This is a genomic window from Cupriavidus pauculus, assembly GCF_008801835.1.
Lineage (GTDB): Bacteria > Pseudomonadota > Gammaproteobacteria > Burkholderiales > Burkholderiaceae > Cupriavidus > Cupriavidus pauculus.
Genome location: NZ_VZOW01000027.1, coordinates 18216 through 42771, shown reverse-complemented (window position 1 = coordinate 42771; position 24556 = coordinate 18216). Strand labels below are relative to the sequence as shown.

The window sequence follows — 24556 nt, the reverse complement described above, 5'->3', positions numbered from 1 at the left end:
TCCTGCAAGCGGGCCGCTTACTCCCGGGCCATTCTTGCCCCATGTTCGTCGGCGTTGCCGACACATGCCCAGGCAGCCAAGACCTTCAAGGCTGCAAGCACGGGAAGCCGTGCTGGTCGATGTTTTCCACGGACGTACCGCGTCCATCCACACCACCCACAAGGGACCTCTCCCTTGCGGGCGGGGAATCCCTTGTTTCTTCCTCAAGGAGATTCCCATGGACCGTTCCCTCATCAAATCCATGATGCCTTCGCTAGTCGCAGGCCACGTGCCCCGCAACGTGCGGTCGTTCAAGTACCGCGTGTTCGACGATCAGCCGCAATCTTCGACATTGGGCTTCGCCGTCGACCCCCAGCCCTTCGACGGGAAGGTAGTCGCCATCACCGACGATGCCATCGTCGTCAAGCTCAAGCCGAGCGAGTTCGCTGTGCTCGATTCCAAGCTGGTGACCACCGTCCCCGACGAAGGCGCCAAGGTGCATGTCCAACCCTACGCACGGCGCCGTTTCGATGGGCTGCGGGCGGACACGCCGGAAGAGCGCACCGAGATGACGTCCGACGGCATTCCCTACACCGTCAAGACGCACATCCTCGGCTCCGCGCCGGCCAAGCTGCCCATTCCCGAGCCGCAGTGCATGGAGCTGGGTCAGCTCATCCAGCAGTTGGAGGAAATGCCGGCGCCCGATGGCTTCCGGCGCATCACCCACATGCTGGTCGATGCGGGTGCCCGGGATTTCACCTGGGTCGATCCGACGCCGTCCAAGATCATCGAGACGCCTCCGGCGATCAGCTTCACGGTCTCGACCGCGAAGTTCGAGGGCCGGGTGACGGTGCTGTACGACCGAGGCGGCGACACCTACGTGGTGGAGCTGCATCGCGACGGCGAATTGGTCGATCGGCATGACGAGGTGTATTTCGACATGCTCGGCGAAGTGCTCGAACGCTTGATCGACGACGGGCGCTGGCGCCAGATCGAGGTGAGCGTCACCTCCGGCACGAAGGCCTCCCGCCAGCGTCGGGCGGCGTAAAGCCCAACTCATCCCCGTCTGCATCTCTGCCTCGCAGGCTCCCTACCCATCGGGCGGGGAGCCTTTTTCCTTTTCAATCCATAGGAGATTCATTCATGTCACTGCGATTCAAAGGCGCCGATCTGCGCCCCGTGCTGGCGGAAGCAATCGCCAATCAGTGCAACGTCATCCTCGCCAAGGACCAGGGTGCGTATTTCCTCGCCGAGCGCGGGGAACGCCGCACCGATGGCCGCCAGAAGCTGATCGCTTACGCCGTCGGCTGCAACCCGGATACCGACCCGTTCGACGACTGGTGGGAGCTGGTACGCGCCGAGCTGGGTGGCGACGACTTCGGCGAGTTCTTGGACCCGAAGGATGGCGTCTTCACGCGCATCCTGAACAGCGAGGACGATCTCGAAGTGTCCGCCACCGAGACGCAACTGTTCTTGCAGGCGGTCGAACCGACCAAGAACAGCGGCTAACCCTCCGGTCTCATCGCCCCCGGCAAGGGGGCTTTTTTTCCTCGCGCCGCGGCTATTGCTGCGCGCCCGCACTCGTCTCCAGGCCGCACGGCCTTCGTCGCCGGCCGGCCCGCCGGCATGTCACCGGAGACGACCATGCGCGACCCGTTCAAGATCGACCAACCGACCTGCATCAGCTTCAGCGGTGGGCGCACCAGCGCCTACATGCTGTGGCGCGTGCTACAGGCGAACAGCGGATTGCCTGCCGACACCGTGGTCTGCTTTGCCAACACCGGCAAGGAAGTCGAAGCCACGCTGCGCTTCGTGCGCGACTGCGCCACACACTGGCACGTGCCGGTCCATTGGCTTGAATATCAGCCGGAGGCACCCGGTTTCGTGCGAGTAGATTTCGAGCGCGCGAGCCGTGACGGTGAACCCTTCGAGGCGCTGATCCGCAAGCGCCAGTACCTACCCAATCCCGTCGCGCGCGGTTGCACCACCTCACTGAAGATTCGCCCGATGCACCGCTTCCTGCGGCAGCTTGGCTGGACGGAGTGGGACCAGTTCATCGGTATTCGCACCGACGAACAGCGGCGCGTCGCCAAGATCCGCGCGCGCGGCCACTCCACCGAATCTGTCCACGAGACCATGTGCATGCCGCTGGCCGAAGCCGGAACAACCGTGCGCGACGTGACCGCCTTTTGGAAGGCACAACCGTTTGACCTGGAGCTGCTGACCGTCAACGGCCGCACGCTCGAAGGCAACTGCGATCTCTGCTTCCTGAAACCGCGCGGGCAGCGCCTGGCGCTCATCAAGGCCCGCCCGGAAGCGGCCGTGTGGTGGGTTCGCATGGAGTCGCTGAATCTCGCCAGCAAGCCCAGCGGCGCGCGCTTCCGCGTCGACGGACCGAGCTACGCCGACCTGGCCCGCTTCGCAGCCGATCAAGGCGACCTGTTCGATCCGGCGGACGAACCGATCGCCTGTTTCTGCGGCGATTGAAGAGCAAGGTCTGCATCGCCAATGCGGGCGCATGCAATTTCCGATTATCCGTGGCCCCGGCCTGGCCCGGCGTGCCACGCTCACTCCATGTCCCGCTGACGTCGTCAGCAACATGCCAGGCAGCCTTCGGTCTTTGAGGCTGCGCACGGTTTTTCCGTGTGACTGAGCCAGTTCGCACCGGCATCCATGCGCGAACGACCGTCGATCCCAACGGTGATGCCATCGCTGTTCCATCAACCCACGCGGGGGTTCCACACCTTCCCCGCCTGGGTCGGGTGTGTCTCCGCTTTCTTGTCCTACTGGAGATTCACCATGACCACTTCCAGCGAAAAGTCCTTTTTCGACCTGCATATCACCGGTCTGGGCTACCTCAATCGCATCCGCGAGGTGAAGCCCAAGAAAGGTTCCCCCTTCCTGGCCTGCGACATCGCGGCGCTCAACGGTCCTACCGATGACGTCTCGTATGTGCGCTTCGACACCCGCGTTTCGGGTAACGAAGCACAGCACCTGGTTCGCCGCTGCGAGGATGCGGTCAAGGCCGAAAAGAAGGTCTTGATCGGCTTCCGCCTCGGCGACCTCTGGGCCGATGTCTTCACCTATACCAAGGGGAAGCGCGTCGGCGAGCAGGGGGTGAGCTTCAAGGCCCGCCTGCTGTTCATCTCCTGGATCAAGGTCGACGGCGATCTCGTCTACAAAGCCGAGTCCAAGCCGACCGACTCCGACGACCGCGAAAGCGACGTTCCGGCTTCTGCCGAAACGCCCGCACCGCAGGAAGCTCCGGCCCAGGCGTCCCCCGCGCCGGCCGCTGAAGCTGACGTCGAGGCCTCCGCACTGGAGTCCGCCGAGTCGTTCTGACCCGCTGATCCACAAGGCCCCGCACTCCGGGGCCTTGTTCTTCTCCCCGCAGCTACCCCGTCGTCGGTCATCTACGCCGAAGGCCTGTGGCTGTCCTTCATTCGCAGGAGCCTCCCATGATTACCATCCCGGGCCAATTAGCCATCAAGACCATCCACGGCAGGAACGGCGACTTCAACGTCGGCCGCCTGGCGACCTCCATCGGCGAGTTCGTTGTGAAGAACGCCGAACTCGACCAGTACGCCGAAGGCAAGTACGAGGGCGATTTCGCTATTGCCGAGATCCGCCCGTCCACGTACACCGCCAACGGTCGCATGGTCATCGAAATCCGCGCCCTGCTGGGCGGAATGACGCTCTCCAACATCGACGAACTGAGCGGTGACGAAGCCCGACAACTGAGCCCGCAGGAAGTCGATCCGATCGACGAGGAAGCGCAGGCTCCCGCACCAACAACGCCCAAGGCTCGGGCCAAGGCGAAGTCCCGCGGCCCGCGCGATCCGCTGGTCGACACCACGCCGTTCGGTTCCAAGCCGGCTGTGGCGTCCCCCGAGGCTTCGGCCGATGCGGACGACGCAGCGCTGTTCGGCACCCTCTGGCCGCTGGGCGAGATCGTCAAGCTCGACGCTACCGTCGATCGTCGTGTTCTGCGCGAGCAGCGCGACCGTCTCGGCGTGCTGGGCTACGAGTTCGCGCCGCTGTCCCAGGACTGGCACCTCGCCACTGCCTGATCTTTCCGTCGCCTCGGCGACGTTCACCGCCCGCCGGGGTTCTTCCTCGCAGGGAGGACTCCGGCCTTTTTCTTAAGGCCTCCCATCATGTCAACGATCACTTCCAATGCCCCCGGCGGGGATACCTGCCCTGTGTCGGACGAACCCGCGTGGCGAACTGTCTGCGAGAGAGCGGCCACGCAAGCTAACGCAGGGTGCGGACTGTCTTACGACTACTACGTAGAGCGTTTCAGTTCGGAGATCGATGCGCAAGTTCGTCAATTTCCGGAATCCCAGCACGCAACAGCGCTGCAAATAGCTCAGGAATGGGGCTACGCAACACCCGCCGAACGGCAGGCGACGCGGAGCTGGAACTCTGAAAACGGCTATTGCTCGCACGGGATCGAGTTGGGATGTTGCCCGGCCGGTTGCGATCGAGACGACGACTGGGACTGAAATCCCTGCATTGGTTCCCACGCCGTACATACGGCATTTCCACACACCCGCCGGGGTTCTTCCCCGATGGGGAAGCTCCGGCAACTTCACCTAGGAGCTTCACCATGAGCCGGCACTACTTTGATACGACCCACAAGGGCTTTCCCATCACCGTCATCCTCGGCTGGGATCGGCCGATGGATTACTTCTTCCTGATGATTCAGAAGCCAGCCGAGTTGATCGACGACACGGCAATGGTCGAGGACGACGATTTTCTGTACAGCAACCTGCACGAGAGAGATCCGTTCGGCCATGACCTCGACTACTACCGCGAGGTTCTGCGTCATTTTCAGATCGTTGTGCCAGAAAGCATGTTCATCCAGTCCGAGCGCGACCAGGAAATGAATACCGGCAATCGCACCGTCAAGCATCAGGCAGACGGTTCCTTCACCGAACGGGAACTCTGATCCCAGGTAATTCGCGTTCTTTCATCCACCCCACGGGGCAGTCATTGCCCTGGCGGGCGGTGCTGCTCTCTCTTTATCGAGGACATCACCATGCCTGCTTCCGCCTCATCCAAACCGCTGTACCGCATCGACGAGTGCCCCGACCTGATGGCCGACGCCTGCGTTGGTGACGATCAGGGCAATCTGATCTTCCTGTCCATCTGGGCGCGTGACACCGCCGTTCAGGAGTTCCTCGCACGCCTCACCCTCGGGCGCGACGAGCAGGGACTGGACCAGTTCCACGTCATCACCCCGGAAGGCGGCTCGCTGCCGCTGTTCGTCGGCAACGTCGAACGCCTGGAGAAGCGAGCCACGCGCGCCTACCGGCGCACGCTGTTCGGGTCGCTCTCCAATGTGTGGCTGTTCGACAAGCGCTGCGTGCAGCCCGACAAGGCTAACGCCAGCGCACTGGCGCTTTTGCCCCGCGATTCCACGCACCGGCTCGATCGGCTGTGGACGCTGGTGCAGGACACCTGCCCGTTGCCTCTGCTCGACCACTGGCGCGCGACCGTGCTGGAACTGCTGCAAACCCGCCAGATGCTGGCCGGCCTCCCGTTCGCTCTTGGACCGCTGGAGGGCCACCGGCTCGCCATCGACGTGCCGGCGCTGACCACCGCGCTCGGTGATCTGATTCGCAGCGGAACGCTCGGCGCTTCCGACTACGAGCTGGCCTCGAACGCGCCCCTGCGGCACGTCGCCTGAAGCCTTCACCACGGGCATGTGCGTCAGCACATGCCCGCTTTCCTTCATCCCATTCCAGGAGAAATCCCATGGCTCTCATGTTTCCGCGGCTTGCCCGCAATTTCATCAAGAACGGCTATTTCCCGACCGATGAACCGACGTTGGAGCGGGTGCTGTCCGCACTGGCGCCGGCCAACGGCCCCATGTGCATCATCGATCCGTGCGCCGGTGAAGGCGTGGCGATCGCCGAGGCCGCCCATGTCCTCGGGCGCGAGCAGGCCAAGGCCTTCGCAGTCGAATACGACGCCGAGCGGGCACGCCATGCCCGCAGTCTGGTCGACCACTGCATCCACGGCGACTTGATGGATACGCTGATCTCCCGCCAGACCTTCGGCCTGTTGTGGCTGAACCCGCCGTATGGCGACCTGAGCAAGGACGTCAACGGCAACATCGGCTACCAGGGTCAGGGCCGCGCCCGGCTGGAAAAGCTCTTCTACCAGCGCAGCTTGCCGCTGCTGCAATACGGCGGCGTGATGGTCTTCATCGTGCCGTCCTACGTGCTCGACGCCGAGCTGGTCGGTTGGCTGACCAGGCACTTCGCCGAGCTACGCATCTACCAGGCGGTGGACAAGCAGTTCCGGCAGGTGGTGATCTTCGGTCGGCGCATTCGCCAGCGCGACCAGGCATCGGATGCGGTCAAGGCCACGCGCGGTCTGCTGTTGCAGATCGGGCAAGGCGATGCCGAAGCCGAGGAACTGCCGAGCGAATGGCCGTTCCTGCCGTATACCGTCCCCGCGGCTCAGGCCGAGCCGGAGCACTTCTACCGCGTGACGATGGAACCGGAGCAGTTCGCCGATGAAGTCGGCCGGCTGCAAGGGCTCTGGCCGTCCGTGGACACGCACCTGGGCGCCGCGCAGAAAGCGCTGCGGCCTCCGGCGCGTGCGTTGTCGCACTGGCATCTCGCCCTGGCCCTGGCCGCAGGCGCGATCTCCGGCGTGGTGCGCTCCAGGAATGGTCGCGTGCTCGTCGTCAAAGGGGACACTCACAAGGAGAAGACCCTCCAGCAGGAGTTCACCGAGCGCGACGACGGCTCCGTAGCCGAGACCCGCATCCTCACCGACAAGTTCGTCCCTGTCATCCGAGCCTGGGACATGACGCCAGGCTCCGCCACGCGGGGCGAGGTATTGACCATCCGCTGATCGCGGCTCATCAACGACGGCTCGCCGTCGCTCTCATCCACCCAACCGGGGTCTACCACCCCGCTGGGGTGCCGTGGCCCCTCCATTCTCCAGGGAGCACACCATGGCAACCCAAGCATCTCCCATCGCCCAGACCTCGAACCGGCGCTTCTCGCCCGGCCAGATGGTCATGACCTGCGGCGTCGATGAACTGGTCCGGCAGGGCCGGCTCAACCCCGCGCCGTTCCTGTTTCGCCATCTCCATGGCGACTGGGGTGACCTCGACGACAGCGACCGGCGCCAGAACGACGCCGCGTTGAAGTCCGGCGAGGATCGCCTGTTCTCGTCCTACCAGGTCGAGCCTGACCTGAAGCTCTGGATCATTACCGAATGGGATCGCAGCGTCACCACGCTGCTGCTGCCCAGCGAGTACTGATCCTCTCCACGCACGACGGCCAAGCGCCGTTCTTCTCTTCCCACACCGGGGCATGCCATCGCCCCGTGGGGGTGGTGCATGCCTCATTTTCATCTGGAGCATCACCATGTCCCTTGATCTCGAAACCGCCGCCGCCCAGACCTCGCCCGTGCAGGGCGAACTGCTCGACGCAGAACCTTCTCCGCTCACCCTGAGCCTTCAGGACTTCGTTGCCGAGTTCGGCGACGAACTGCTCGATTCCCTCAACCGCGCCAACCCGCCGGTCTACTCCGGCACACCGCAGGCGCACCGCCAGCTCATCGTCGCCAGCCTCAAGCGCAAGCTGTTCCCGGCACAGGCCGAGGTAGTCCATGCCGCCGCCGAACTGCTGATCGATCGTGGCGAACGCGCTGCGGTCGTCAACGGCGAGATGGGCTGCGGCAAAACCACCGTCGGCATCGCCACCGCCGCCGTCCTCAACGCCGAAGGTTACCGCCGCACGCTGGTCCTCTCGCCACCGCACCTGGTCTACAAGTGGCGGCGCGAGATCCAGGAGACGGTGGCTGGCGCCAAGGTCTGGGTGCTCAATGGCCCGGACACGCTGGTCAAGCTCATCAAGCTGCGCGAGCAGCTCGGTGTGCAGCCGTCCGGTCAGGAGTTCTTCGTCCTGGGCCGCGTGCGGATGCGGATGGGTTTCCACTGGAAACCCGTCTTCACCCGGCGGCGCACCCGGCACGGCGACGTGGGCATGTGCCCGGACTGCGGGCACGTCATCACCGACCTCGACGGCGAGCCGGTCAACCCGATCGAACTCGAAGCCGAGGAATACCGCCGCAAGTGCAGCCATTGCGCCGCACCGCTGTGGACGCTGATCCGTCCGAGGGGCTTGTCCGCCAGTGACCAGTCCTCCGCTGTGCTCAAGGCGCTCAAGCGTATCCCGACCATCGGGGAAGTCACCGCACAGAAGCTGATGCAGAAGTTCGGCGATGCGTTCCTGGCGTCGATGCTCGGCGACAACATCCACGAGTTCATCAATTTGATGGATGGCGATGGCGAGCTGGTTTTCTCCGACCGTCAGGCCACGCGCATGGAACGGGCGATGGCGAACATGGAGTTCGGCTTTGGCGAGGGTGGCTATCAACCCTCGGAGTTCATCAAACGCTACCTGCCGCAAGGCACGTTCGACCTGCTCATCGCCGACGAGGCGCACGAGTACAAGAACGGTGGCAGCGCCCAAGGGCAGGCCATGGGCGTGTTGGCGGCGAAGTCGCGCAAGACGTTGCTGCTCACCGGCACGCTGATGGGCGGCTACGGCGACGACCTGTTCTATCTGCTGTTCCGCGCCTTGCCTGGGCGGATGATCGAAGACGGCTACCGCCCGACCAGGAACGGCAGCATGACGTCAGCAGCCATGGCGTTCATGCGCGATCACGGTGTCCTCAAGGACATCTATTCCGAGAGTACCGGCACCGCGCACAAGACAGCCAAGGGCACCAAAGTATCGGTGCGCACAGTCAAGGCGCCGGGCTTTGGCCCGAAAGGGGTGCTGCGCTGCATCCTGCCGTTCACGATCTTCCTCAAGCTCAAGGACATCGGCGGCAACGTCCTGCCGCCGTATGACGAGGAGTTCCGCGAGGTGGCGATGGATCCGGCGCAAGCCGCGGCCTACCGCGACCTGTCCGGGCGGCTGACGGCCGAGTTGCGTCAGGCTTTGGCGAAACGCGACACGACGCTGCTCGGGGTGGTCCTCAACGTGCTGCTGGCCTGGCCGGATACGTGCTTCCGGTCGGAAACAGTGGTGCATCCGCGCACGCGCAACACCCTGGCGTATGTCCCGGCTCAGTTCAACGAGCTGGAAGTGATGCCCAAGGAACGCGAGCTGATCGAAGTCTGCAAGCAGGAGAAGGCCGAAGGTCGAAAAACCTTGGTGTATTCGGTCTACACCGGCACGCGCGACACGACTTCACGCCTGAAGATGCTGCTGGAGCAGGAAGGCTTCAAGGTGGCGGTGCTGCGCGCGAGCGTGGATGCCTCCCGCCGCGAGGACTGGATCGCCGAGCAGTTGGATCGCGGCATCGATGTGCTCATCACCAACCCGGAGCTGGTCAAGACGGGGCTGGACCTGTTGGAGTTCCCGACGATCGTGTTCATGCAGTCGGGCTACAACGTCTATTCGCTTCAGCAGGCGGCCCGCCGCTCGTGGCGCATCGGGCAGAAGCAGCCCGTGCGTGTGATCTACCTCGGCTACGCGGCAACGTCGCAGATGACCTGCCTCACGCTCATGGCCAAGAAGATCATGGTCTCGCAATCCACCTCTGGCGACGTGCCGGAATCCGGGCTCGACGTCCTGAACCAGGACGACGATTCCGTCGAAGTGGCGTTGGCCCGCCAGTTGGTCACTGCCTGATCGTCAAACCCATCGTGGCGGCCCTACGGTCGCCGCATTTTTCCTCACCTCACCGATGCGTCCATGCCCCTCGCGGGCATGGCGTCATCGCTTTGTTCTCCCAAGGAGCATTCCATGAACCACAACACCCAACCGGCTACCGATACCGTCAAAGTTCGTCTAACGCTAGACGTGGCCTATCTCCTCAACGGCGAGCCTTCGACCGAAATGGTCGAGCGTCTCCAGCAGATGTGCGAACACGCCATCGGCAACGGCCTGCTGACCGGCGAGACCGCAGCGGAAGTGGACGAGTACACGATCGACGTGTCCGTTCCGCCAGCCCCGCTATCCGAAGCCGAGATCGCCGACTTCATGCGCCTGCGCATCGAGGACGGCAACCTCGCTGCCGAGGACATTCCCACGCGCTTGGCGCGCTACGGCCTGATGGCACCCGACGATTTCGTTTCCGAGATGCGCGAGCGCATGGAAACGACGTTGGATGACTGAGTACAAGGAATTGATCCCATGAAGACCTTTCACATCGCGGTCGCCTGCCGCAACGCATCGGGCATGCCCGACATGCCGATTTTCACCGTCACCGTGACTGACGAGGAATACGACCTCGGCATCCACTACGACAAGGCGCAAGCGCTGGCCGAAGATGCCGGTTAAGAGGAACCCTTCCTCTGCTACGACGACACCGAACAGCCGGTTCTCCTGGCGGCAGTCCGCACGCTGGGTCTGGTACCTGGTGCGGCTTGATCCCAACCTCTACATCTACCTGTTGTACCTGCACGGCCCTTCGGGGCCGTTCTTTTTTGTGAAATCCGACGCTGCGCAGTTCGCTTTGTTTGCTGCCGCGTGAAGCCTGCGCGGCGATGGTGAGGACTCGATGCTTCAGGACGCCGCGCCATGTGCCCCGACCACCCCTTGTTTCGCCATTCCGACCGAGGCCCGCTCCCGGCGCTTCTCGGCCTGCTCTGGTCGCTATTGGCCGGCGGCTGCGCGACGGTGACGCCACCGCAAGCACCGCCGGAACCGCCTGCCGCTGCCGTAGCCGAACCGCCTCCTGAGTTCGTTCCAGTGACCCGCTACGGCCGTTACACCTTGGTCGAGTTGGTACCCGAACTGGCGCAGCGCGACCTGATGCAACAGGTGGTGGAAATTTCCATTCCGTCCGGTTCCGACGCGACCGTCGGCGATGCACTGCGCTACGTGCTCCTGCGCTCAGGTTACCGGCTCTGCGATACCGCGGATGCCAGCACGCTCTACGCCTTGCCGCTGCCCGCCGCGCATTTGCATCTTGGCCCGCTGGCCTTACGTGATGCGTTATTGACGCTCGCCGGCTCCGATGCCTGGGAGCTGTCCATCGACGATGCCGCCCGGCAAGTGTGCTTCGCCCGGCAAACGCCGCCGGTGCTGTCGACCACTCCCGCGACCGAAGCCGTGACCGCGCCGGTTTCGCCCCCTGCCGACACCCGAACCGATCCCCTCGATGCCCTCCAACCGTGGGAGCAGCCATGACCTTTCCGCAAATCCCTGAAGCAGGTCGCCGCACCCGCTGGCTCAAGATCGCCGCCGGCATCTGGCTCCTGCTCATCAGTCTAATCGCCATCGTCCACAGCGTCGGACTCTCCCGCCTGACCGAACAGGGCCGCCGTGACACACAGGCCACGCAGATCAAGGCACTTGCCGGGCAGATAGCAGAACTGGCCCAGCAAGCTGAGGCCGACAAACACCAGCCCAAGCCCGTGAGCCAGGCCGATTTCGCAGCGAGCCGCCAGGTACTCGAAACCCGGCTCGCCAGCGTTGAACAGGCACAAGCCGATGCTGCGCATGCCAGTGACCTGCAAGCCTTGCAGGAGCGCGTCGACACCGTCGAGGCTCGCCAGCAAGAACTCAAGTCAGCGACGCCTACCGTGCGTCGATCACGAGCGCCGGTAGCAACCCAACCCAAGGTGCAGACGCCACCGTTTCGGATTGTCGGCCTGGAACTGCGCGGTGGCGAACGCTTCCTGTCGATCGCGTCACCGGCCACGACCTCGCTCGCCAACGTCCGTCTGCTGCGCGAAGGCGACAGCGATGGCGACTGGCAGCTCCAATCCATCGACGCCCATGCTGCTCTGTTTCTGGTGAAGGGTCAGCCGCAGCGCGTGGCGCTACCGTAGGACGGCCAAGATGCGACAGTCTGCCATCGCCGCCTGCCTGCTCTGCGCGCTGGGTTTGGCGTCCTTGCACGCTCGCGCGCAGTCGGCCTCGACGGCGACCTCCCGCACGAACCTCAGCCAGACGCAGACCAACGCGGATGCCGCGCTCGACGAGCGCCAGGCGCACGACTGGGGCCTGCGTGCCGAGGAATGGGCGCGCTACCGCCAGTTGATGCAAGGTCCGCTGGGGATTTACGCACCGAAACTCGATCCGCTGAGCGCGCTTGGTATCGAGGCACGCAACGACGAGGAGCGCAACCACTACGCGGAGTTGCAGGTTCAGGCCGAAGCCCGGCGCGTGGACAAGACGCTGGCCTACCAGCGTGCCTACGATGCCGCCTGGCAACGACTCTTTCCCGGCCAGCCGCGCGTGAGTCTGCCCGACACCCAGACGCCCAGCGTCGGCAACACGGGGTCTGGCCGGACGGCGGTGTTCATCAAGGCCGACTGCACGCCCTGCGAACAGCGCGTGCGGCAACTCCAGGCCGCCGGTACGCCTTTTGACCTCTACATGGTCGGCAGCCGCGGAGACGACACCCTGATCCGCCAGTGGGCGACGCAGGCCGGCATCGACCCGGCCCGCGTGCGCGCCCACACGATCACGCTCAACCACGACGGCGGACGTTGGCTTTCGCTGGGCCTTCCCGGTGAACTGCCGGCCGTGGTGCGCGAGGTGAACGGGCAATGGCAGCGCCAGTAACGCGGCAATCCCGCCCGCTACGCGCCGCCTTCGGCATGGCGTGGCTGCTCGGCGCCGCCATCCCGGCGCTGGTCGTCCAGGCGCAGGAACTTCCGCCTCCGGCCTATCAGCTCGCCGCGCAACAGGCCGGCGTGCCGTCGCCGGTACTGTACGCGGTCGCCTTGCAAGAGAGCGGCGCGAAGCTGCGAGGCCGGCTGATCCCTTGGCCGTGGACGCTCAACGTCGCCGGTCAGGCCGAACGCTACGCCACGCGCATCGAAGCCTGCGCAGGCCTGAGCCGTGCCTTAGCTCGCGCACCCGCCAGTCGTATCGACGCGGGCCTCGGCCAGGTCAACCTCGGCTACCAGGCACATCGCTATGGCACACCCTGCGAACTGCTCGATCCCTACCGGAACCTGGCGATTGCCGCCGACATCCTGCACGAGCAGCACCTGCCGGGCGAAGACTGGCTGCTCGCCATCGGCCGCTACCACCGTCCCGCCGGTGGCGAAGCGGCAGCCCGCTACCGGCGCAGCGTCCATCAGCATCTGACGCGCGTGCTCGGCCCCGGCGTTCCTCTTCCCTCCGTGGACACGACACCATGAGCCGGATTGCCTTTCTCGCCCTCGGATTGCTTGCGGCAACGACCGTCCACGCGCAGACCACCAGCGCGCCGCTGATCGTGGTCGATGACCGCGGCGGGGTCTCTGCGCTGCCGTACTACCAGGCGCTCAATCCCCAGGATGCTGGCTCCGACGCACCGCCCGCGTCGGCCCTGGCTCCCCATATCGGCAATCCGACCGATGCCGAAGCGGCCATGCTGCCGGTGCGCTCCGCACGGCTGTCGCCGGGTGACGAACCGCGCAGGGTAATCCGCGCACCGGGCCTGACGCCGCTCTTTCTGGTCGGAGACGACGATCGCTCGCGTGCCTGGCTACGGCAGCGGCAAAGGGCATTGCGCGACCTTCAGGCCGTGGGGCTGGTGGTCAATGTGGCCTCGCCCGAAGCGCTGGCGTCGCTACGGCGTCTCGCGCCAGGCTTGATGCTGTCGCCGGTGTCGGGGGACGATTTGGCCGGACGGCTGGGTATCCGCCACTACCCGGTGCTGATTACCGCCACCGGCATTGAGCCCTGACGTGCGTCCGCGATGGCCCAGCCCCATACCATCGAGGTACTGCTGCGGCCAGCGGTGGAGCTATACACCGTTGCCGTGTGCACGGGCGCCGCGCTTCTGTGCGTGGTGGCACCGTGGTCGCTCGCGCTGAGTCCGCTGCTGGGTCTGGCCAGTGCACTCGCCTTCCTGGTCTTCGGCGCGACCCGGCTGTGGGATGCCTGGGTCATCCTGCGCTATCGCCGCAACATCCGCCGCCTGCCGCGCTACGTGATGACCAGCCGCGACGTGCCCGTCAGCCAGCAGCGGCTGTTCGTCGGCCGCGGGTTCCGCTGGGACCAGCGGCACACACACCGGCTGATGCAGACCTACCGGCCCGAGTTCCGGCGCTACGTGGAGCCGACCATGATCTACCGGGTCGCACGGCGCCTGGAGGAAAGGCTGGAGTTCGCGCCGTTTCCGCTCTCCCGGCTTACCAAGGCGTTGACGTGGGACAGCCCGTTGAACCCCGCGCGGCCGCTGCCGCCGGTCGGCGGTCTGCCGCGGTTGCACGGCATTGAACCGCGCGAGGTCGACGTCACGTTGCCGCTGGGTGAACGTGTCGGTCATACCCTGGTGCTGGGCACCACCCGCGTCGGCAAGACCCGGCTCGCAGAGCTGTTCATCACTCAGGACATCCGGCGACGCAATGCAGCCGGTGAGCACGAAGTCGTCATCGTCTTCGACCCTAAGGGCGACGCCGATCTCTTGAAACGGATGTACGTCGAGGCCAAGCGCGCAGGACGTGAAGGCGAGTTTTACGTGTTCCACCTGGGTTGGCCGGACATCAGCGCCCGCTATAACGCCGTGGGTCGCTTCGGCCGCATCAGCGAGGTGGCTACGCGCATCGCCGGCCAGCTTTCCGGCGAAGGCAACAGCGCCGCGTTCCGCGAGTTTGCATGGCGGTTCGTCAATATCATCGCCCGAGCGCTCGTGGAGTTGGGGCAGCGTCCCGACTACCTGCTGATCCAGCGCCACGTCATCAACATCGATGCTCTGTTCATCGAATACGCGCAGCACTACTTCGCCACGCATGAGCCGAAAGCCTGGGAAATCATCGTCCAGCTCGAAGCGAAGCTCAACGACAAGAACATCCCCCGCAACATGATCGGACGCGAGAAGCGCGTCATTGCCCTGGAGCAGTACCTGTCGCAGGTACGCGTCTATGACCCGGTGCTCGACGGCCTGCGTAGCGCCGTGCGCTACGACCGTACCTACTTCGACAAGATCGTCGCGTCGCTGCTCCCTCTCCTGGAAAAGCTCACCACTGGCAAGATCGCGCAACTGCTGGCACCGAACTACTCGGACCTGGGCGATCCGCGACCGATCTTCGACTGGATGCAGATCATCCGCAAACGCGCGGTGGTCTATGTTGGTCTGGATGCACTGTCTGACGCCGAAGTGGCCTCGGCTGTCGGCAACTCCATGTTCTCGGATCTCGTCTCGGTCGCTGGACACATCTACAAGTTCGGCATTGACGATGGGTTGCCCGGCGCCGCGTCAGGCGTGAAGGTGCCGATCAACGTGCATGCCGACGAGTTCAACGAACTCATGGGCGACGAGTTCATCCCGATGGTCAATAAAGGCGGCGGTGCCGGTGTGCAGGTAACGGCCTATACGCAAACGCTTTCCGACATCGAAGCGCGCATCGGCAACCGCGCCAAGGCGGGCCAGGTCGTCGGAAACTTCAACAACCTCTTCATGCTGCGGGTGCGCGAAACGGCAACCGCCGAACTGCTGACGCGCCAGTTACCTAAAGTCGATGTGTACGCAACCTCGCTGGTGAGTGGCGCGACCGACAGTTCCGACCCGCGCGGCAACACGGCATTCACGTCGAATACCCAGGACCGCATCAGCAGCGCCAGCGTGCCATTGATCGAACCGGCGCACATCGTCGCACTGCCCAAGGGGCAATGCTTTGCGCTAATCGAAGGCGGCAACCTCTGGAAAGTGCGTATGCCGCTACCTGCACCCGATCCAGACGAGGTGATGCCGAAGGATTTGCAGGAATTGGCCGGCTACATGCGACAGCACTATGTCGAGGCCGTCGACTGGTGGGAAAATCAGGGCTTACCCGGTTTGCAGGAAAGCGCATTGCCGGACGATCTGCTGGGCGATTTCAAGCAGTTGGCGACTGTCGCCGATGAGGCGGAATCGTGAGCGACCCGGCCGTCGCGGCAAAGCGCGCGCAGCAGCAACAGCAAGGAGCCGTTGCCAGCCTCATCACGCTACCGTTTCGTTTGTTCGGCGTGCTGTGCGGGTCGCTGTTGCTTTGCATCCTGATCGAGTGCGTCGGCATGCACTTCTTCTGGCCGCAGGAGGGTTGGCATCACGCCCAGGCGATGCTCAATCAAGAGCTGGATCAGTTCTCGGCCAACTTCACACGCAGCGCGCTGGTGCAGGAACCTGGACGCACCGCGCACGTGCTGATCGAGCACGCCTACGACTGGCTGTTCGTGAAAAGTGGCCTGCTGGAATGGATACGCAATGCCTCGGCGCAGGCGAGCGCCGGCACCCGCAATCAAGCACATGACTTCCGCTATTACATGGCGCTCGTCTACGTGCATGTGGAAGCCTATCTGATCGCGTCCGTCTACACGGTGCTGACCTTCCTGGTGCGGTTCTTCGTGCTGATGCTGACGCTGCCGCTTTTCCTGCTCGCCGCCTTCGTCGGGTTCGTGGACGGCCTCGCGCGCCGGGACGTGCGCCGCTTCGGTGCTGGCCGGGAGTCCGGCTTCATTTACCACCGCGCCAAAGCGAGCCTGATGCCGCTGGCAGTGCTGCCGTGGGTGGTGTATCTGGCGCTGCCGGTCAGCGTGCATCCGCTGCTGATCCTCCTGCCCGCCGCCGCGCTGCTGGGGATCGCCACCGACATCGCAGCAGCAACCTTCAAGAAGTACCTTTGATGGAGCGCATCTCAGAAAGCCAAGATACTCAAGACGAGGGCTATTGAATACAGCCGTGACTAAAGCGGTGGCGATCTAGTCCCGATTGTTTACGGCGCGGGTTTCCGCGCCACCTCAGCATCGTGCCATCCGCATCCCCGGAGCACGGCACGATGGCTTCCCTTTCCAGCTACCCACCGACCTGGCGCCACGCCTTCGCCGCGGTGCTGCTCGTCGTTTCGGGACTGCCACCGGCTGTCGCCGCAGACGATGCGACCGAGCGCGAGCAGCTCGCCGCGCTCGCGCGCCAGCTCGAACTGGTTAACCGGCTCGCCGAGCACGCGGCCGATGTGTCGCCCCAGGAGCGGGCCCGCTACCACTTCGACTATGCACGTCTGCGTGAGGACGTGAAGCGGGTCCGCGCCGGCGTGCAGGATTACCTCGTTCCCCAGCGCGCCCAGCCGCGCGATCCCGTGCCTCTCGCGGGCGACTACGTGCGCGGTAGTGCCGACGACGGTAAGGAGGCGTCGAAGCCATGACGCCTTCCGCCGATCAAGTCACCGCCTTTCAGGCCAACGGCGGTTTCACTCCCGCGGCTGTCTCCACGGTCGTGCTCAGCATCGTGTTCGCCGTGCTCCTGCTGTGGGGCGTTTGGGCCATGCGAACCGCCTACGTCGGCTGGGCCGAGCAACGCCTCTCCCAACGTCAGTTCCTCGGTGTCGTCGTGCGATTTCTCGCGATGTACGTGGTGCTGACCTTCTTCCTCCTGTCCTGATTCCTCGAAAGGCCGTACTGCCATGAGCACTCATCTCACTCTCCATCGCACCGCCACGCGCGTCATCGCGCCATTCGTCCCGCTGATCTTCGCCGCCATGCCGCTGTCGGCGTTTCCAGCCGGCCTGCCGACCATGGAAGATCCCTCGCGCGGCCAGGGCAGCGGCATCATCCAGACGCTCCAGAACTACGGCTACGACATCGTGATGCTGATCGCGCTGCTCGTCGTCGCCTCGATGTTCATCGGCGTCTGCTACCACGCCTACACCCGCTATTCGGAAATCCACACCGGCCGCGCCACCTGGGGACAGTTCGGCCTGACGGTGGCCGTGGGCGCCATCTTGCTCGTGGTCGGCATCTGGCTGCTGACCAAGGCCACCGGTGTTCTGTAAGGACGGCGACTCATGGCCGCCGCATCGGAAAGCCTGCAAGACGGGCTCGTCATTTTCCTGCCGCACCGGCTGAACCGCCAGCCGGTGGTCGTGCGCGGGCTGACCGCCGACGAGCTGTGGATCTGCACCGGCCTGTCGGCTGCGGCCGGACTGGCGCTCGGCCTGCCGCTGGCCTGGGTCACGCGCAGCATCGCCATGGTGCCGACGTTGATCGTGGCCGGCATCGCGCTGGGCGTCTTTGCCGGTGGCGGCTTTCTGCGGCGGCAGAAACGAGGCCGGCCCGATACCTGGCTCTACCGCCAGCTTCAGTGGTGGCTCGCCTTGCGCTACCCAGCGTTGGCGGCGCTGATGGGCGGACGAACCCTCATCACCCGCTCGGGCTGCTGGACCACCCGGCGCTTGGCCAGTGCACGCTCTTCCGCCCGGAGTGCTTCATGAGCCGCTTCCGCAACGAGATCGAATACCTGCAGGCGCATGTCAAGACGCTGCGGCTTGCGGCCGGCGCGCTGTTTGTGGTGGCGCTGCTGCTCGCCTTCGGCTGGTGGAGTGCCCCGAAAAATCTCACGATTCACGTCCCGCCCGACCTGCGCTCGGGCAGCGTGCGCCGCTGGTGGGATGTGCCTCCCGAGAGCGTGTATGCCTTCAGTTTCTACATCTGGCAACAACTTCAGCGCTGGCCCACGGATGGCGAGGCAGACTATCCGCGCAACCTGAACGCGCTGTCGGCTTATCTCACGCCGGGTTGCCGCGCCTTCCTGCAACAGGATTACGAATACCGGCGCAGCAACGGCGAACTGCGTCAGCGTGTGCGTGGCATCTACGAGATTCCCGGCCGAGGCTATGGCGACGACCCGGCCACGCGCGTCAAGGTCATCTCCAACAACGACTGGATCGTGACGCTCGACGTGACTGCGGACGAGTATTACGGCGGCGACCAGGTCAAGCGTGCGCTCGTGCGCTATCCGTTGAAGGTCGTGCGCATGGACATCGATCCTGAGCACAACCCGTTCGGCCTCGCGCTCGACTGCTACGCGGGCACGCCGCAGCGCATCGAAGCCGCGCCGGCTCCAACCCCGGCCAGCACGCCCATCAGTGGGCCGCTCGCCACGCCTGCTAGCTCGCCGGTCACCACCACTACGGCGGACCACCCACAGGGAGACACCCCATGAAGCGCCTTGTCCTGTCGGCCCTGGCCGGCGTCGCCCTGAGCCTGGGGCTTGCCTCCATTGGCCATGCTGTCGAAATCCTGCACTGGGCACGCCTGCCGTTAGCCGTACCGCTCGTCGTCGGTCAGGAGCGCGTGGTGTTCATCGACCGCAACGTGCGCGTTGGCGTGACACCGGACATCGCCGACCACCTGCGCGTACAAAGCGCGGGCGGTGCGATCTATCTGCGCGCGAGCGACGCAATCGCGCCGACCCGGTTGCAGTTGCAGGACGTGGAATCCGGCGCGCTGATCCTGATCGACATTGCCGCCACGCCGGCAAAAGACAGCCAAACTCCGCTGGAGCCGGTGCGCATCGTAGAAGACGAAGCCCCCACGACGCGGTACGGCAGCAAGGTCACGACGCCAGCAGACGATGCCGACGATAGCTCTGGCACGTCCGGCAAGCCCGTCGCCACGCGCGAGACGCCGATTCCCGTCGTGCTGACACGCTACGCCGCGCAGAACCTCTACGCGCCGTTGCGCACGGTGGAGCCGATCGCCGGCATCGGACGGGCCAACCTGCGCCGCGGCCTTGCCCTGGACACCTTGCTGCCGACGCTGCCCGTGCGAGCGCGCGCGCTCGGCGCGTGGCGGCTCGAAGACCAGTGGGTGACGGCGGTGCAACTCACCAATACCGCCGGTCGCTGGCTCGACCTCGATCCGCGCGCGCTTCAGGGCGACTTCGTGGCGGCGACGTTCCAGCACCCGACCCTGGGACCAGCGGGGCAATCCACCGATACCACCGTGCTCTATCTGGTTACCCGCAGCCACGGCCTGGCCGAGTCGCTACTGCCGGCGGTCGCGCCCATCGACCCCATGGTGAACCTGCCGCCCGCGGCGGCGGCCGGCCAGGCCGAAGGAGGTCGCGATGAAAAGTAACGGCCTGCTCAAGTGGCTGATGATCCCAATGGCGCTGGTCATCGTGCTCGTCGGCATCAAGCTCTTTTCCGGTAGTTCGGGCACCAAGTCTTCGTCACCGACGGCGGCCAGCCAGCTCACACCCGAAGAAATGAAGGCGCTGGGGATCGAGGGCGACACGCCACGCGATACTGTCGCCACGCTGGTCGCGCAGGTCAAGCAACTGCGCAACGAATTGCAGACCTCGCTCAACGACAACAAGAACGCCAAGACCGAAAACGACCGCTTGCGCGCCCGCGAGAGCGCGATCGACCAGCGCATCCAGAGTGCGCTCGACGGCGAGCGTAGCCGTCTGCAACAGGACCGCGATCAGGTCTCCAGCGACCGTCAGCAGACACAGGGCCTGTTGCAGGACGTGCAGAAGCGCCTGGACGGTCTCACCGGCAAGGGCAATCAGGCCGATCTACCGGTCGGCCTTGGACTTCAGGACGGCGACGGCAAGAACTTCAGTGCCAGCTCTGGCGGCACGCGCTGGGTGGAGCCCGACGATACCAAGCCCGACACGAAGAACGGCAACAACGGCAAGGGGCCGAGCTTTCCGACCAGTTTCGGTCCCGCGCAGAAGACGCTCGACAACGCGGCGGACACGGTGGCCGATGCCGGGGATAAGGCCGTTGGCAGGCCCGCGAAGCCGGTCTACACCGTACCAACGAACGCCACGCTGATGGGCTCGGTCGCCATGACCGCGCTAATCGGCCGCGTGCCGATCGACGGAACCGTCAACGACCCGTATCCGTTCAAGGTGCTGATCGGCCCGGACAACCTCACGGCAAACGGCATCGACATTCCCGATGTGGCCGGCGCCGTGGTCAGCGGCACCGCCTCGGGCGACTGGACGCTCTCGTGCGTGCGCGGACAGATTCGCTCGGTCACTTTCGTGTTCCAGGACGGCACGATCCGCACCGTACCAGAGGACTCGGGCAACGCCAACGGCAACACCAGCAACAGCAGCAGCCAGAACGGCAGCACCAACACCATTCAGGGCGCCCTCGGCTGGATCAGCGACCCCTACGGTATTCCGTGCGTGTCCGGCGAGCGGCGCAGCAATGCCGAGCAGTACCTCGGTTCGCAGGCGCTCATCACCGCCGCTGGCGCGGGCGCGGCAGCGCTCATCCCCAAGGGCGACAACAACTACTCCTTCGTCAGCGGCGGCAACGGCCAGACGCTCGGCACCGTGGGTATCTCGGGCAACGAGGCAATGGGCCGCATCCTCGCCGGTGGCGTGGAGCAGATGTCGCAGTGGGTCAACAAGCTCTACGGCCAGGCGTTCGCCGCGATCTACGTGCAGCCCGGCGCCAAGGTCGCCGTGCATCTCGACCATCCTCTCAACATCGACTACGACCCCAAGGGTCGTCGGGTCAACCATCGTATCGGAGAAGCCCATGCGCCGGATCTGGACTGATGCCGCGACCGGCCTGCTGGCCGTCGCAATGCTGATCGCGCTTGGTGGCTGCGCGACCAGCAAGGAGAAGCTGCTGCCGCACGGCGACAGCACGATGCTCGATGTGTGGAACCAGGAGACCGGCGGCAGCGCGGGCGGCGGCCAGGCCGCACGCCAGTTGCTCGATGCGCGCCAGGGGCTACGCCGCCCGCTGACCGACGCCGACGTGCAGAACGCACCCGCCGCCAATGCGGCCTACACGCGCAACGCTACCAACGAAATCTACCGCCAGTTTCATCGGCTGCCGAACCCCGACCTCATGATGTACGTGTTCCCGCACCTGGCTGGCACCGACCCGGTGCCGGTGCCCGGCTACACGACTGTCTTTCCGCTGTATCAGCGCGTGCAGTACGCGATGCCGGGCGAACGGCTGGAGGACTACTGATGCGGTGGTCGCTGCCCTGGCCGCGCAAGACCGTCCCGCGCGCCGGCACCGTGGCCGGCGTGCCGGATGCGTGGGAGCGGCACGTTGCCACGCTGAACGCGCATGGGATTCCCGCGCCTGGCGAGGCCTTGCGTCGTGGCAAGCGCAAGCCGGCGACCCAGGCCGACGTCGAGGCGCTCTACGACGTTGCGCCGTCGTTCGTCGATCTATTGCCTTGGGCCGAATACCTGCCCGGCTCGAAGAGCATGCTGCTGGACGACGGGCAATCCGTCGCCGCTTTTTTCGAGCTGCTGCCGATCGGCACTGAGGGCCGCGAGATGACCTGGCTGTGGCGGGCCCGCGACGCGGTGGAAAACGCCTTGCAGGACTCGTTTGACGAGTTCGACGAGCATCCGTGGGTGGTGCAGTTCTACGCACAGGACGAACCGGACTTCAATGATTATCTGGGCACGTTGCAGACCTATCTGCGACCCCGCGCGCAGGACAGCGCTTTCAGCGCGTTTTACCTTCGGTTCTTCGCGCATCACCTGCGCGCGATCGCCAAGCCCGGCGGTCTGTTCGAGGACACGACCGTCACGCGCCTGCCGTGGCGCGGCCAGGTGCAGCGCGTGCGCATGGTTGTTTACCGGCGCACGCCCACAGTTGCCAACGCCCGTCGAGGCCAGACGCCCGAGCAGGCACTCACTACCATCTGCGACCGGCTCATGGGCGGTCTAGCGAATGCAGGGGTGAAGGCCAGGCACCTTGACGCAGCCGCCATCCACGCCTGGCTGCTGCGCTGGTTCAATCCGGCACCGACGCTGCTCGGCGACACGCCAGAGGATCGGGAGCGTTTCTACGCGCTCACCCGCTACCCGGACGAACACGAGGATGGCGAAATCGAGCTGGCCAGCGGCACCGACTTCGCGCAGCGGCTGTTCTTCGGCCAGCCGCACTCGGACCTGCCAAACGGCACCTGGCTCTTCGACGGCATGCCGCATCGGGTCATCTCGATGGATCGGCTGCGCACGCCACCGGCGACCGGCCATCTGACCGGCGAGACGCGCAAGGGCGACGCGCTCAATGCGCTGATGGACCAGATGCCCGAGGACACGGTGCTGTGCCTGACGCTCGTCGCCACGCCGCAGGATGTGCTCGAAGCCCATCTCAACCACCTGAGCAAGAAGTCGGTCGGCGAAACGCTCGCGTCCGAGCAGACCCGGCAGGACGTGCAACAGGTCCGCAGCCTGATCGGCAGCGCCCACAAACTGTACCGTGGTGCGGTAGCGTTCTACCTGCGTGGGCGCGACATGGACGAACTCGATGCACGCGGTCTGCAACTGGTCAACGTCATGCTCAACGCAGGCGTGCAGCCGGTGCGCGAGGAAGACGAAGTCGCGCCGCTCAATAGCTATCTGCGCTGGTTGCCTGCGGTATTCGATCCGTCCGCCGACAAGCGCCAGTGGTACACGCAACTCATGTTCGCACAGCATGCGGCGAACCTTGCACCCGTTTGGGGCCGCAGCCAAGGCACGGGCCATCCGGGGATCACCTTTTTCAACCGCGGCGGCGGCCCCATCACGTTCGATCCGCTGAACCGTCTCGACCGGCAAATGAACGCGCACTTGTTCCTGTTCGGGCCGACCGGCTCCGGCAAGAGCGCCACACTCAACAACATCCTGAACCAGATTACCGCGATCTATCGTCCCCGCCTTTTCATCGTAGAGGCCGGCAACTCGTTCGGCTTATTCGGCGACTTCGCGGCGCGGTTGGGTCTGTCGGTGCACCGGGTCAAGCTCGCACCCGGCTCCGGCGTGAGCCTCGCACCGTTTGCCGATGCGTGGCGCCTTGTCGCCACGCCGAGCCAGGTGCAGACGCTCGATGCCGATGCGCTGGACGAGGCACAGGAGGCCGATGCCACGACCGAAGGCGACGAACAGCGCGACGTGCTCGGTGAACTGGAGATCACTGCGCGGATGATGATTACTGGCGGCGAGGACAAGGAAGAAGCGCGGATGACGCGCGCCGACCGCAGCCTGATCCGCCAGTGCATCCTCGACGCCGCGCAGCGTTGCGTAGCCGATCAGCGCCCAGTGCTCACGCGCGACGTGTGCGACGCGCTGCGCGAGCGAGGCAACGACGCGACGCTGCCGGAAATGCGGCGCACCCGCCTGCTGGAAATGGCCGACGCGATGAACCTGTTCTGCCAGGGCGTCGACGGCGAGATGTTCGATCGGCCCGGCACGCCGTGGCCGGAAGCCGACATCACGGTCGTCGATCTGGCGACCTTCGCGCGAGAGGGCTACAACGCGCAGCTTTCCATCGCGTACATCAGCCTCATCAACACGGTGAACAACATCGCCGAGCGCGACCAGTTCCTCGGCCGGCCGATCATCAACGTCACCGACGAAGGGCACATCATCACCAAGAATCCGCTACTCGCGCCATACGTGGTCAAGATCACGAAGATGTGGCGAAAGCTCGGCGCGTGGTTCTGGCTGGCTACGCAGAATCTGGACGACTTGCCGAAGGCGGCCGAGCCGATGCTCAACATGATCGAGTGGTGGATCTGCCTATCGATGCCCCCGGACGAAGTCGAGAAGATCGCACGCTTCCGCGAACTGAATCCGTCGCAGAAGGCGCTGATGCTGTCGGCCCGCAAGGAGGCCGGCAAGTTCAGCGAGGGCGTGATCCTGTCCAAGTCAATGGAGGTCTTGTTCCGCGCCGTGCCGCCGAGCCTCTACCTCGCAATGGCGATGACCGAACCGGAGGAGAAGGCCGAGCGTTTCGAGTTGATGCAACAGTACGGCATCAGCGAACTGGATGCGGCAGTCAGGGTGGCCGAGAAGATCGACCGCGCGCGGGGTATTGCCTCGCTCCCCCGCGATGCGTTGGCTTGAAAGGAGAACA

General features: G+C 65.0%; 28 protein-coding genes. All 28 read left to right on the top strand.

Going from position 1 to position 24556, the window contains the following annotated elements; all coding sequences use genetic code 11:
* Positions 1–217: 217 nt before the first annotated feature.
* Positions 218–1027, top strand: coding sequence for a GTPase (locus F7R19_RS22290; RefSeq protein ID WP_150982061.1), 810 nt, complete (start codon positions 218–220; stop codon positions 1025–1027).
* A 95-nt stretch (positions 1028–1122) separates the two neighbouring features.
* A complete protein-coding gene (locus F7R19_RS22285) occupies positions 1123–1488 on the top strand; it encodes a DUF3085 domain-containing protein (protein ID WP_150982060.1) in 366 nt (121 codons plus the stop codon).
* Positions 1489–1623: 135 nt separating this feature from the next.
* Entirely contained in the window at positions 1624–2466 is an 843-nt protein-coding gene (locus F7R19_RS22280; protein WP_150982059.1) for a phosphoadenosine phosphosulfate reductase domain-containing protein, read from the top strand.
* A 312-nt stretch (positions 2467–2778) separates the two neighbouring features.
* Positions 2779–3321 (top strand): STY4534 family ICE replication protein, encoded by a 543-nt coding sequence (locus F7R19_RS22275; RefSeq protein WP_150982058.1) that lies wholly within the window; start codon positions 2779–2781, stop codon positions 3319–3321.
* A 116-nt stretch (positions 3322–3437) separates the two neighbouring features.
* Complete coding sequence (locus tag F7R19_RS22270) at positions 3438–4049, top strand: DUF3275 family protein (protein ID WP_150982057.1); 612 nt, start codon at positions 3438–3440, stop codon at positions 4047–4049.
* A gap of 539 nt (positions 4050–4588) precedes the next feature.
* Entirely contained in the window at positions 4589–4930 is a 342-nt protein-coding gene (locus tag F7R19_RS22260) for a hypothetical protein (protein ID WP_150982055.1), read from the top strand.
* A gap of 90 nt (positions 4931–5020) precedes the next feature.
* Positions 5021–5671: a hypothetical protein gene (locus tag F7R19_RS22255; protein ID WP_150982054.1), complete on the top strand. Its 651-nt coding sequence runs from the start codon at positions 5021–5023 to the stop codon at positions 5669–5671.
* Positions 5668–6849 carry a DUF6094 domain-containing protein gene (locus tag F7R19_RS22250; RefSeq protein WP_404842173.1) on the top strand — a complete coding sequence of 394 codons (1182 nt, stop codon included), beginning with the start codon at positions 5668–5670 and terminating at the stop codon, positions 6847–6849. The genes F7R19_RS22255 and F7R19_RS22250 overlap by 4 nt, the downstream gene beginning before the upstream one ends.
* Before the next feature lie 103 nt (positions 6850–6952).
* Positions 6953–7264, top strand: a complete 312-nt coding sequence (locus F7R19_RS22245) for a hypothetical protein (RefSeq protein WP_150982052.1) — start codon at positions 6953–6955, stop codon at positions 7262–7264.
* 106 nt (positions 7265–7370) lie between these two features.
* Positions 7371–9650: a helicase-related protein gene (locus F7R19_RS22240; protein ID WP_150982051.1), complete on the top strand. Its 2280-nt coding sequence runs from the start codon at positions 7371–7373 to the stop codon at positions 9648–9650.
* A gap of 114 nt (positions 9651–9764) precedes the next feature.
* On the top strand, positions 9765–10136 hold the full coding sequence (locus F7R19_RS30260; RefSeq protein ID WP_223505781.1) for a hypothetical protein: 372 nt from the start codon (positions 9765–9767) through the stop codon (positions 10134–10136).
* A gap of 18 nt (positions 10137–10154) precedes the next feature.
* Positions 10155–10301, top strand: coding sequence for a hypothetical protein (locus F7R19_RS29850; protein ID WP_170292634.1), 147 nt, complete (start codon positions 10155–10157; stop codon positions 10299–10301).
* Between the two features lie 240 nt (positions 10302–10541).
* Positions 10542–11153, top strand: coding sequence for a PFGI-1 class ICE element type IV pilus protein PilL2 (gene pilL2 / locus F7R19_RS22230; RefSeq protein WP_150982050.1), 612 nt, complete (start codon positions 10542–10544; stop codon positions 11151–11153).
* A complete protein-coding gene (locus F7R19_RS22225) occupies positions 11150–11797 on the top strand; it encodes a hypothetical protein (protein ID WP_150982049.1) in 648 nt (215 codons plus the stop codon). Before pilL2 ends, F7R19_RS22225 begins: the two co-directional genes overlap by 4 nt.
* Positions 11798–11807: 10 nt before the next feature.
* Positions 11808–12536 carry a TIGR03759 family integrating conjugative element protein gene (locus tag F7R19_RS22220; protein ID WP_150982048.1) on the top strand — a complete coding sequence of 243 codons (729 nt, stop codon included), beginning with the start codon at positions 11808–11810 and terminating at the stop codon, positions 12534–12536.
* Between the two features lie 35 nt (positions 12537–12571).
* On the top strand, positions 12572–13120 hold the full coding sequence (locus F7R19_RS22215; RefSeq protein WP_223505783.1) for a transglycosylase SLT domain-containing protein: 549 nt from the start codon (positions 12572–12574) through the stop codon (positions 13118–13120).
* The gene (locus F7R19_RS22210; protein WP_150982046.1) at positions 13117–13650 is read left to right on the top strand and encodes an integrating conjugative element protein; all 534 of its coding nucleotides are present in this window, start codon (positions 13117–13119) and stop codon (positions 13648–13650) included. Before F7R19_RS22215 ends, F7R19_RS22210 begins: the two co-directional genes overlap by 4 nt.
* 12 nt (positions 13651–13662) lie before the next feature.
* The gene (gene traD, locus F7R19_RS22205) at positions 13663–15825 is read left to right on the top strand and encodes a type IV conjugative transfer system coupling protein TraD (RefSeq protein WP_150982045.1); all 2163 of its coding nucleotides are present in this window, start codon (positions 13663–13665) and stop codon (positions 15823–15825) included.
* Positions 15822–16571 carry a TIGR03747 family integrating conjugative element membrane protein gene (locus tag F7R19_RS22200; RefSeq protein WP_150982044.1) on the top strand — a complete coding sequence of 250 codons (750 nt, stop codon included), beginning with the start codon at positions 15822–15824 and terminating at the stop codon, positions 16569–16571. Before traD ends, F7R19_RS22200 begins: the two co-directional genes overlap by 4 nt.
* Before the next feature lie 152 nt (positions 16572–16723).
* On the top strand, positions 16724–17089 hold the full coding sequence (locus F7R19_RS22195) for an integrative conjugative element protein, RAQPRD family (RefSeq protein WP_150982043.1): 366 nt from the start codon (positions 16724–16726) through the stop codon (positions 17087–17089).
* Positions 17086–17325: a TIGR03758 family integrating conjugative element protein gene (locus F7R19_RS22190; RefSeq protein WP_150982042.1), complete on the top strand. Its 240-nt coding sequence runs from the start codon at positions 17086–17088 to the stop codon at positions 17323–17325. The genes F7R19_RS22195 and F7R19_RS22190 overlap by 4 nt, the downstream gene beginning before the upstream one ends.
* 22 nt (positions 17326–17347) lie before the next feature.
* Entirely contained in the window at positions 17348–17716 is a 369-nt protein-coding gene (locus F7R19_RS22185; RefSeq protein ID WP_150982041.1) for a TIGR03745 family integrating conjugative element membrane protein, read from the top strand.
* Positions 17717–17728: 12 nt separating this feature from the next.
* Positions 17729–18154: a TIGR03750 family conjugal transfer protein gene (locus F7R19_RS22180; protein WP_150982040.1), complete on the top strand. Its 426-nt coding sequence runs from the start codon at positions 17729–17731 to the stop codon at positions 18152–18154.
* The gene (locus tag F7R19_RS22175) at positions 18151–18885 is read left to right on the top strand and encodes a PFL_4703 family integrating conjugative element protein (RefSeq protein WP_150982039.1); all 735 of its coding nucleotides are present in this window, start codon (positions 18151–18153) and stop codon (positions 18883–18885) included. The genes F7R19_RS22180 and F7R19_RS22175 overlap by 4 nt, the downstream gene beginning before the upstream one ends.
* Entirely contained in the window at positions 18882–19802 is a 921-nt protein-coding gene (locus tag F7R19_RS22170) for a TIGR03749 family integrating conjugative element protein (protein WP_150982038.1), read from the top strand. Before F7R19_RS22175 ends, F7R19_RS22170 begins: the two co-directional genes overlap by 4 nt.
* Positions 19792–21243: a TIGR03752 family integrating conjugative element protein gene (locus F7R19_RS22165; RefSeq protein WP_150982037.1), complete on the top strand. Its 1452-nt coding sequence runs from the start codon at positions 19792–19794 to the stop codon at positions 21241–21243. Before F7R19_RS22170 ends, F7R19_RS22165 begins: the two co-directional genes overlap by 11 nt.
* Positions 21224–21667 (top strand): TIGR03751 family conjugal transfer lipoprotein, encoded by a 444-nt coding sequence (locus F7R19_RS22160; RefSeq protein ID WP_150982036.1) that lies wholly within the window; start codon positions 21224–21226, stop codon positions 21665–21667. The genes F7R19_RS22165 and F7R19_RS22160 overlap by 20 nt, the downstream gene beginning before the upstream one ends.
* Positions 21667–24546 (top strand): conjugative transfer ATPase, encoded by a 2880-nt coding sequence (locus tag F7R19_RS22155; RefSeq protein ID WP_150982035.1) that lies wholly within the window; start codon positions 21667–21669, stop codon positions 24544–24546. The genes F7R19_RS22160 and F7R19_RS22155 overlap by 1 nt, the downstream gene beginning before the upstream one ends.
* Positions 24547–24556: the final 10 nt, after the last annotated feature.

What these genes read in the sequence shown, in the direction of transcription:
- F7R19_RS22180 (WP_150982040.1), top strand. Translation starts at nt 17,729, where the DNA reads ATGGCCGCCGCATCGGAAAGCCTGCAAGACGGGCTCGTCATTTTCCTG.
- F7R19_RS22245 (WP_150982052.1), top strand. Translation starts at nt 6,953, where the DNA reads ATGGCAACCCAAGCATCTCCCATCGCCCAGACCTCGAACCGGCGCTTC.
- F7R19_RS22255 (WP_150982054.1), top strand. Translation starts at nt 5,021, where the DNA reads ATGCCTGCTTCCGCCTCATCCAAACCGCTGTACCGCATCGACGAGTGC.
- pilL2 (WP_150982050.1), top strand. Translation starts at nt 10,542, where the DNA reads ATGTGCCCCGACCACCCCTTGTTTCGCCATTCCGACCGAGGCCCGCTC.
- F7R19_RS22270 (WP_150982057.1), top strand. Translation starts at nt 3,438, where the DNA reads ATGATTACCATCCCGGGCCAATTAGCCATCAAGACCATCCACGGCAGG.
- F7R19_RS22160 (WP_150982036.1), top strand. Translation starts at nt 21,224, where the DNA reads ATGCGCCGGATCTGGACTGATGCCGCGACCGGCCTGCTGGCCGTCGCA.
- traD (WP_150982045.1), top strand. Translation starts at nt 13,663, where the DNA reads ATGGCCCAGCCCCATACCATCGAGGTACTGCTGCGGCCAGCGGTGGAG.
- F7R19_RS22275 (WP_150982058.1), top strand. Translation starts at nt 2,779, where the DNA reads ATGACCACTTCCAGCGAAAAGTCCTTTTTCGACCTGCATATCACCGGT.
- F7R19_RS22210 (WP_150982046.1), top strand. Translation starts at nt 13,117, where the DNA reads ATGAGCCGGATTGCCTTTCTCGCCCTCGGATTGCTTGCGGCAACGACC.
- F7R19_RS29850 (WP_170292634.1), top strand. Translation starts at nt 10,155, where the DNA reads ATGAAGACCTTTCACATCGCGGTCGCCTGCCGCAACGCATCGGGCATG.
- F7R19_RS22170 (WP_150982038.1), top strand. Translation starts at nt 18,882, where the DNA reads ATGAAGCGCCTTGTCCTGTCGGCCCTGGCCGGCGTCGCCCTGAGCCTG.
- F7R19_RS22190 (WP_150982042.1), top strand. Translation starts at nt 17,086, where the DNA reads ATGACGCCTTCCGCCGATCAAGTCACCGCCTTTCAGGCCAACGGCGGT.
- F7R19_RS22175 (WP_150982039.1), top strand. Translation starts at nt 18,151, where the DNA reads ATGAGCCGCTTCCGCAACGAGATCGAATACCTGCAGGCGCATGTCAAG.
- F7R19_RS22215 (WP_223505783.1), top strand. Translation starts at nt 12,572, where the DNA reads ATGGCGTGGCTGCTCGGCGCCGCCATCCCGGCGCTGGTCGTCCAGGCG.
- F7R19_RS30260 (WP_223505781.1), top strand. Translation starts at nt 9,765, where the DNA reads ATGAACCACAACACCCAACCGGCTACCGATACCGTCAAAGTTCGTCTA.
- F7R19_RS22225 (WP_150982049.1), top strand. Translation starts at nt 11,150, where the DNA reads ATGACCTTTCCGCAAATCCCTGAAGCAGGTCGCCGCACCCGCTGGCTC.
- F7R19_RS22280 (WP_150982059.1), top strand. Translation starts at nt 1,624, where the DNA reads ATGCGCGACCCGTTCAAGATCGACCAACCGACCTGCATCAGCTTCAGC.
- F7R19_RS22240 (WP_150982051.1), top strand. Translation starts at nt 7,371, where the DNA reads ATGTCCCTTGATCTCGAAACCGCCGCCGCCCAGACCTCGCCCGTGCAG.
- F7R19_RS22260 (WP_150982055.1), top strand. Translation starts at nt 4,589, where the DNA reads ATGAGCCGGCACTACTTTGATACGACCCACAAGGGCTTTCCCATCACC.
- F7R19_RS22155 (WP_150982035.1), top strand. Translation starts at nt 21,667, where the DNA reads ATGCGGTGGTCGCTGCCCTGGCCGCGCAAGACCGTCCCGCGCGCCGGC.
- F7R19_RS22290 (WP_150982061.1), top strand. Translation starts at nt 218, where the DNA reads ATGGACCGTTCCCTCATCAAATCCATGATGCCTTCGCTAGTCGCAGGC.
- F7R19_RS22195 (WP_150982043.1), top strand. Translation starts at nt 16,724, where the DNA reads ATGGCTTCCCTTTCCAGCTACCCACCGACCTGGCGCCACGCCTTCGCC.
- F7R19_RS22220 (WP_150982048.1), top strand. Translation starts at nt 11,808, where the DNA reads ATGCGACAGTCTGCCATCGCCGCCTGCCTGCTCTGCGCGCTGGGTTTG.
- F7R19_RS22165 (WP_150982037.1), top strand. Translation starts at nt 19,792, where the DNA reads ATGAAAAGTAACGGCCTGCTCAAGTGGCTGATGATCCCAATGGCGCTG.
- F7R19_RS22285 (WP_150982060.1), top strand. Translation starts at nt 1,123, where the DNA reads ATGTCACTGCGATTCAAAGGCGCCGATCTGCGCCCCGTGCTGGCGGAA.
- F7R19_RS22185 (WP_150982041.1), top strand. Translation starts at nt 17,348, where the DNA reads ATGAGCACTCATCTCACTCTCCATCGCACCGCCACGCGCGTCATCGCG.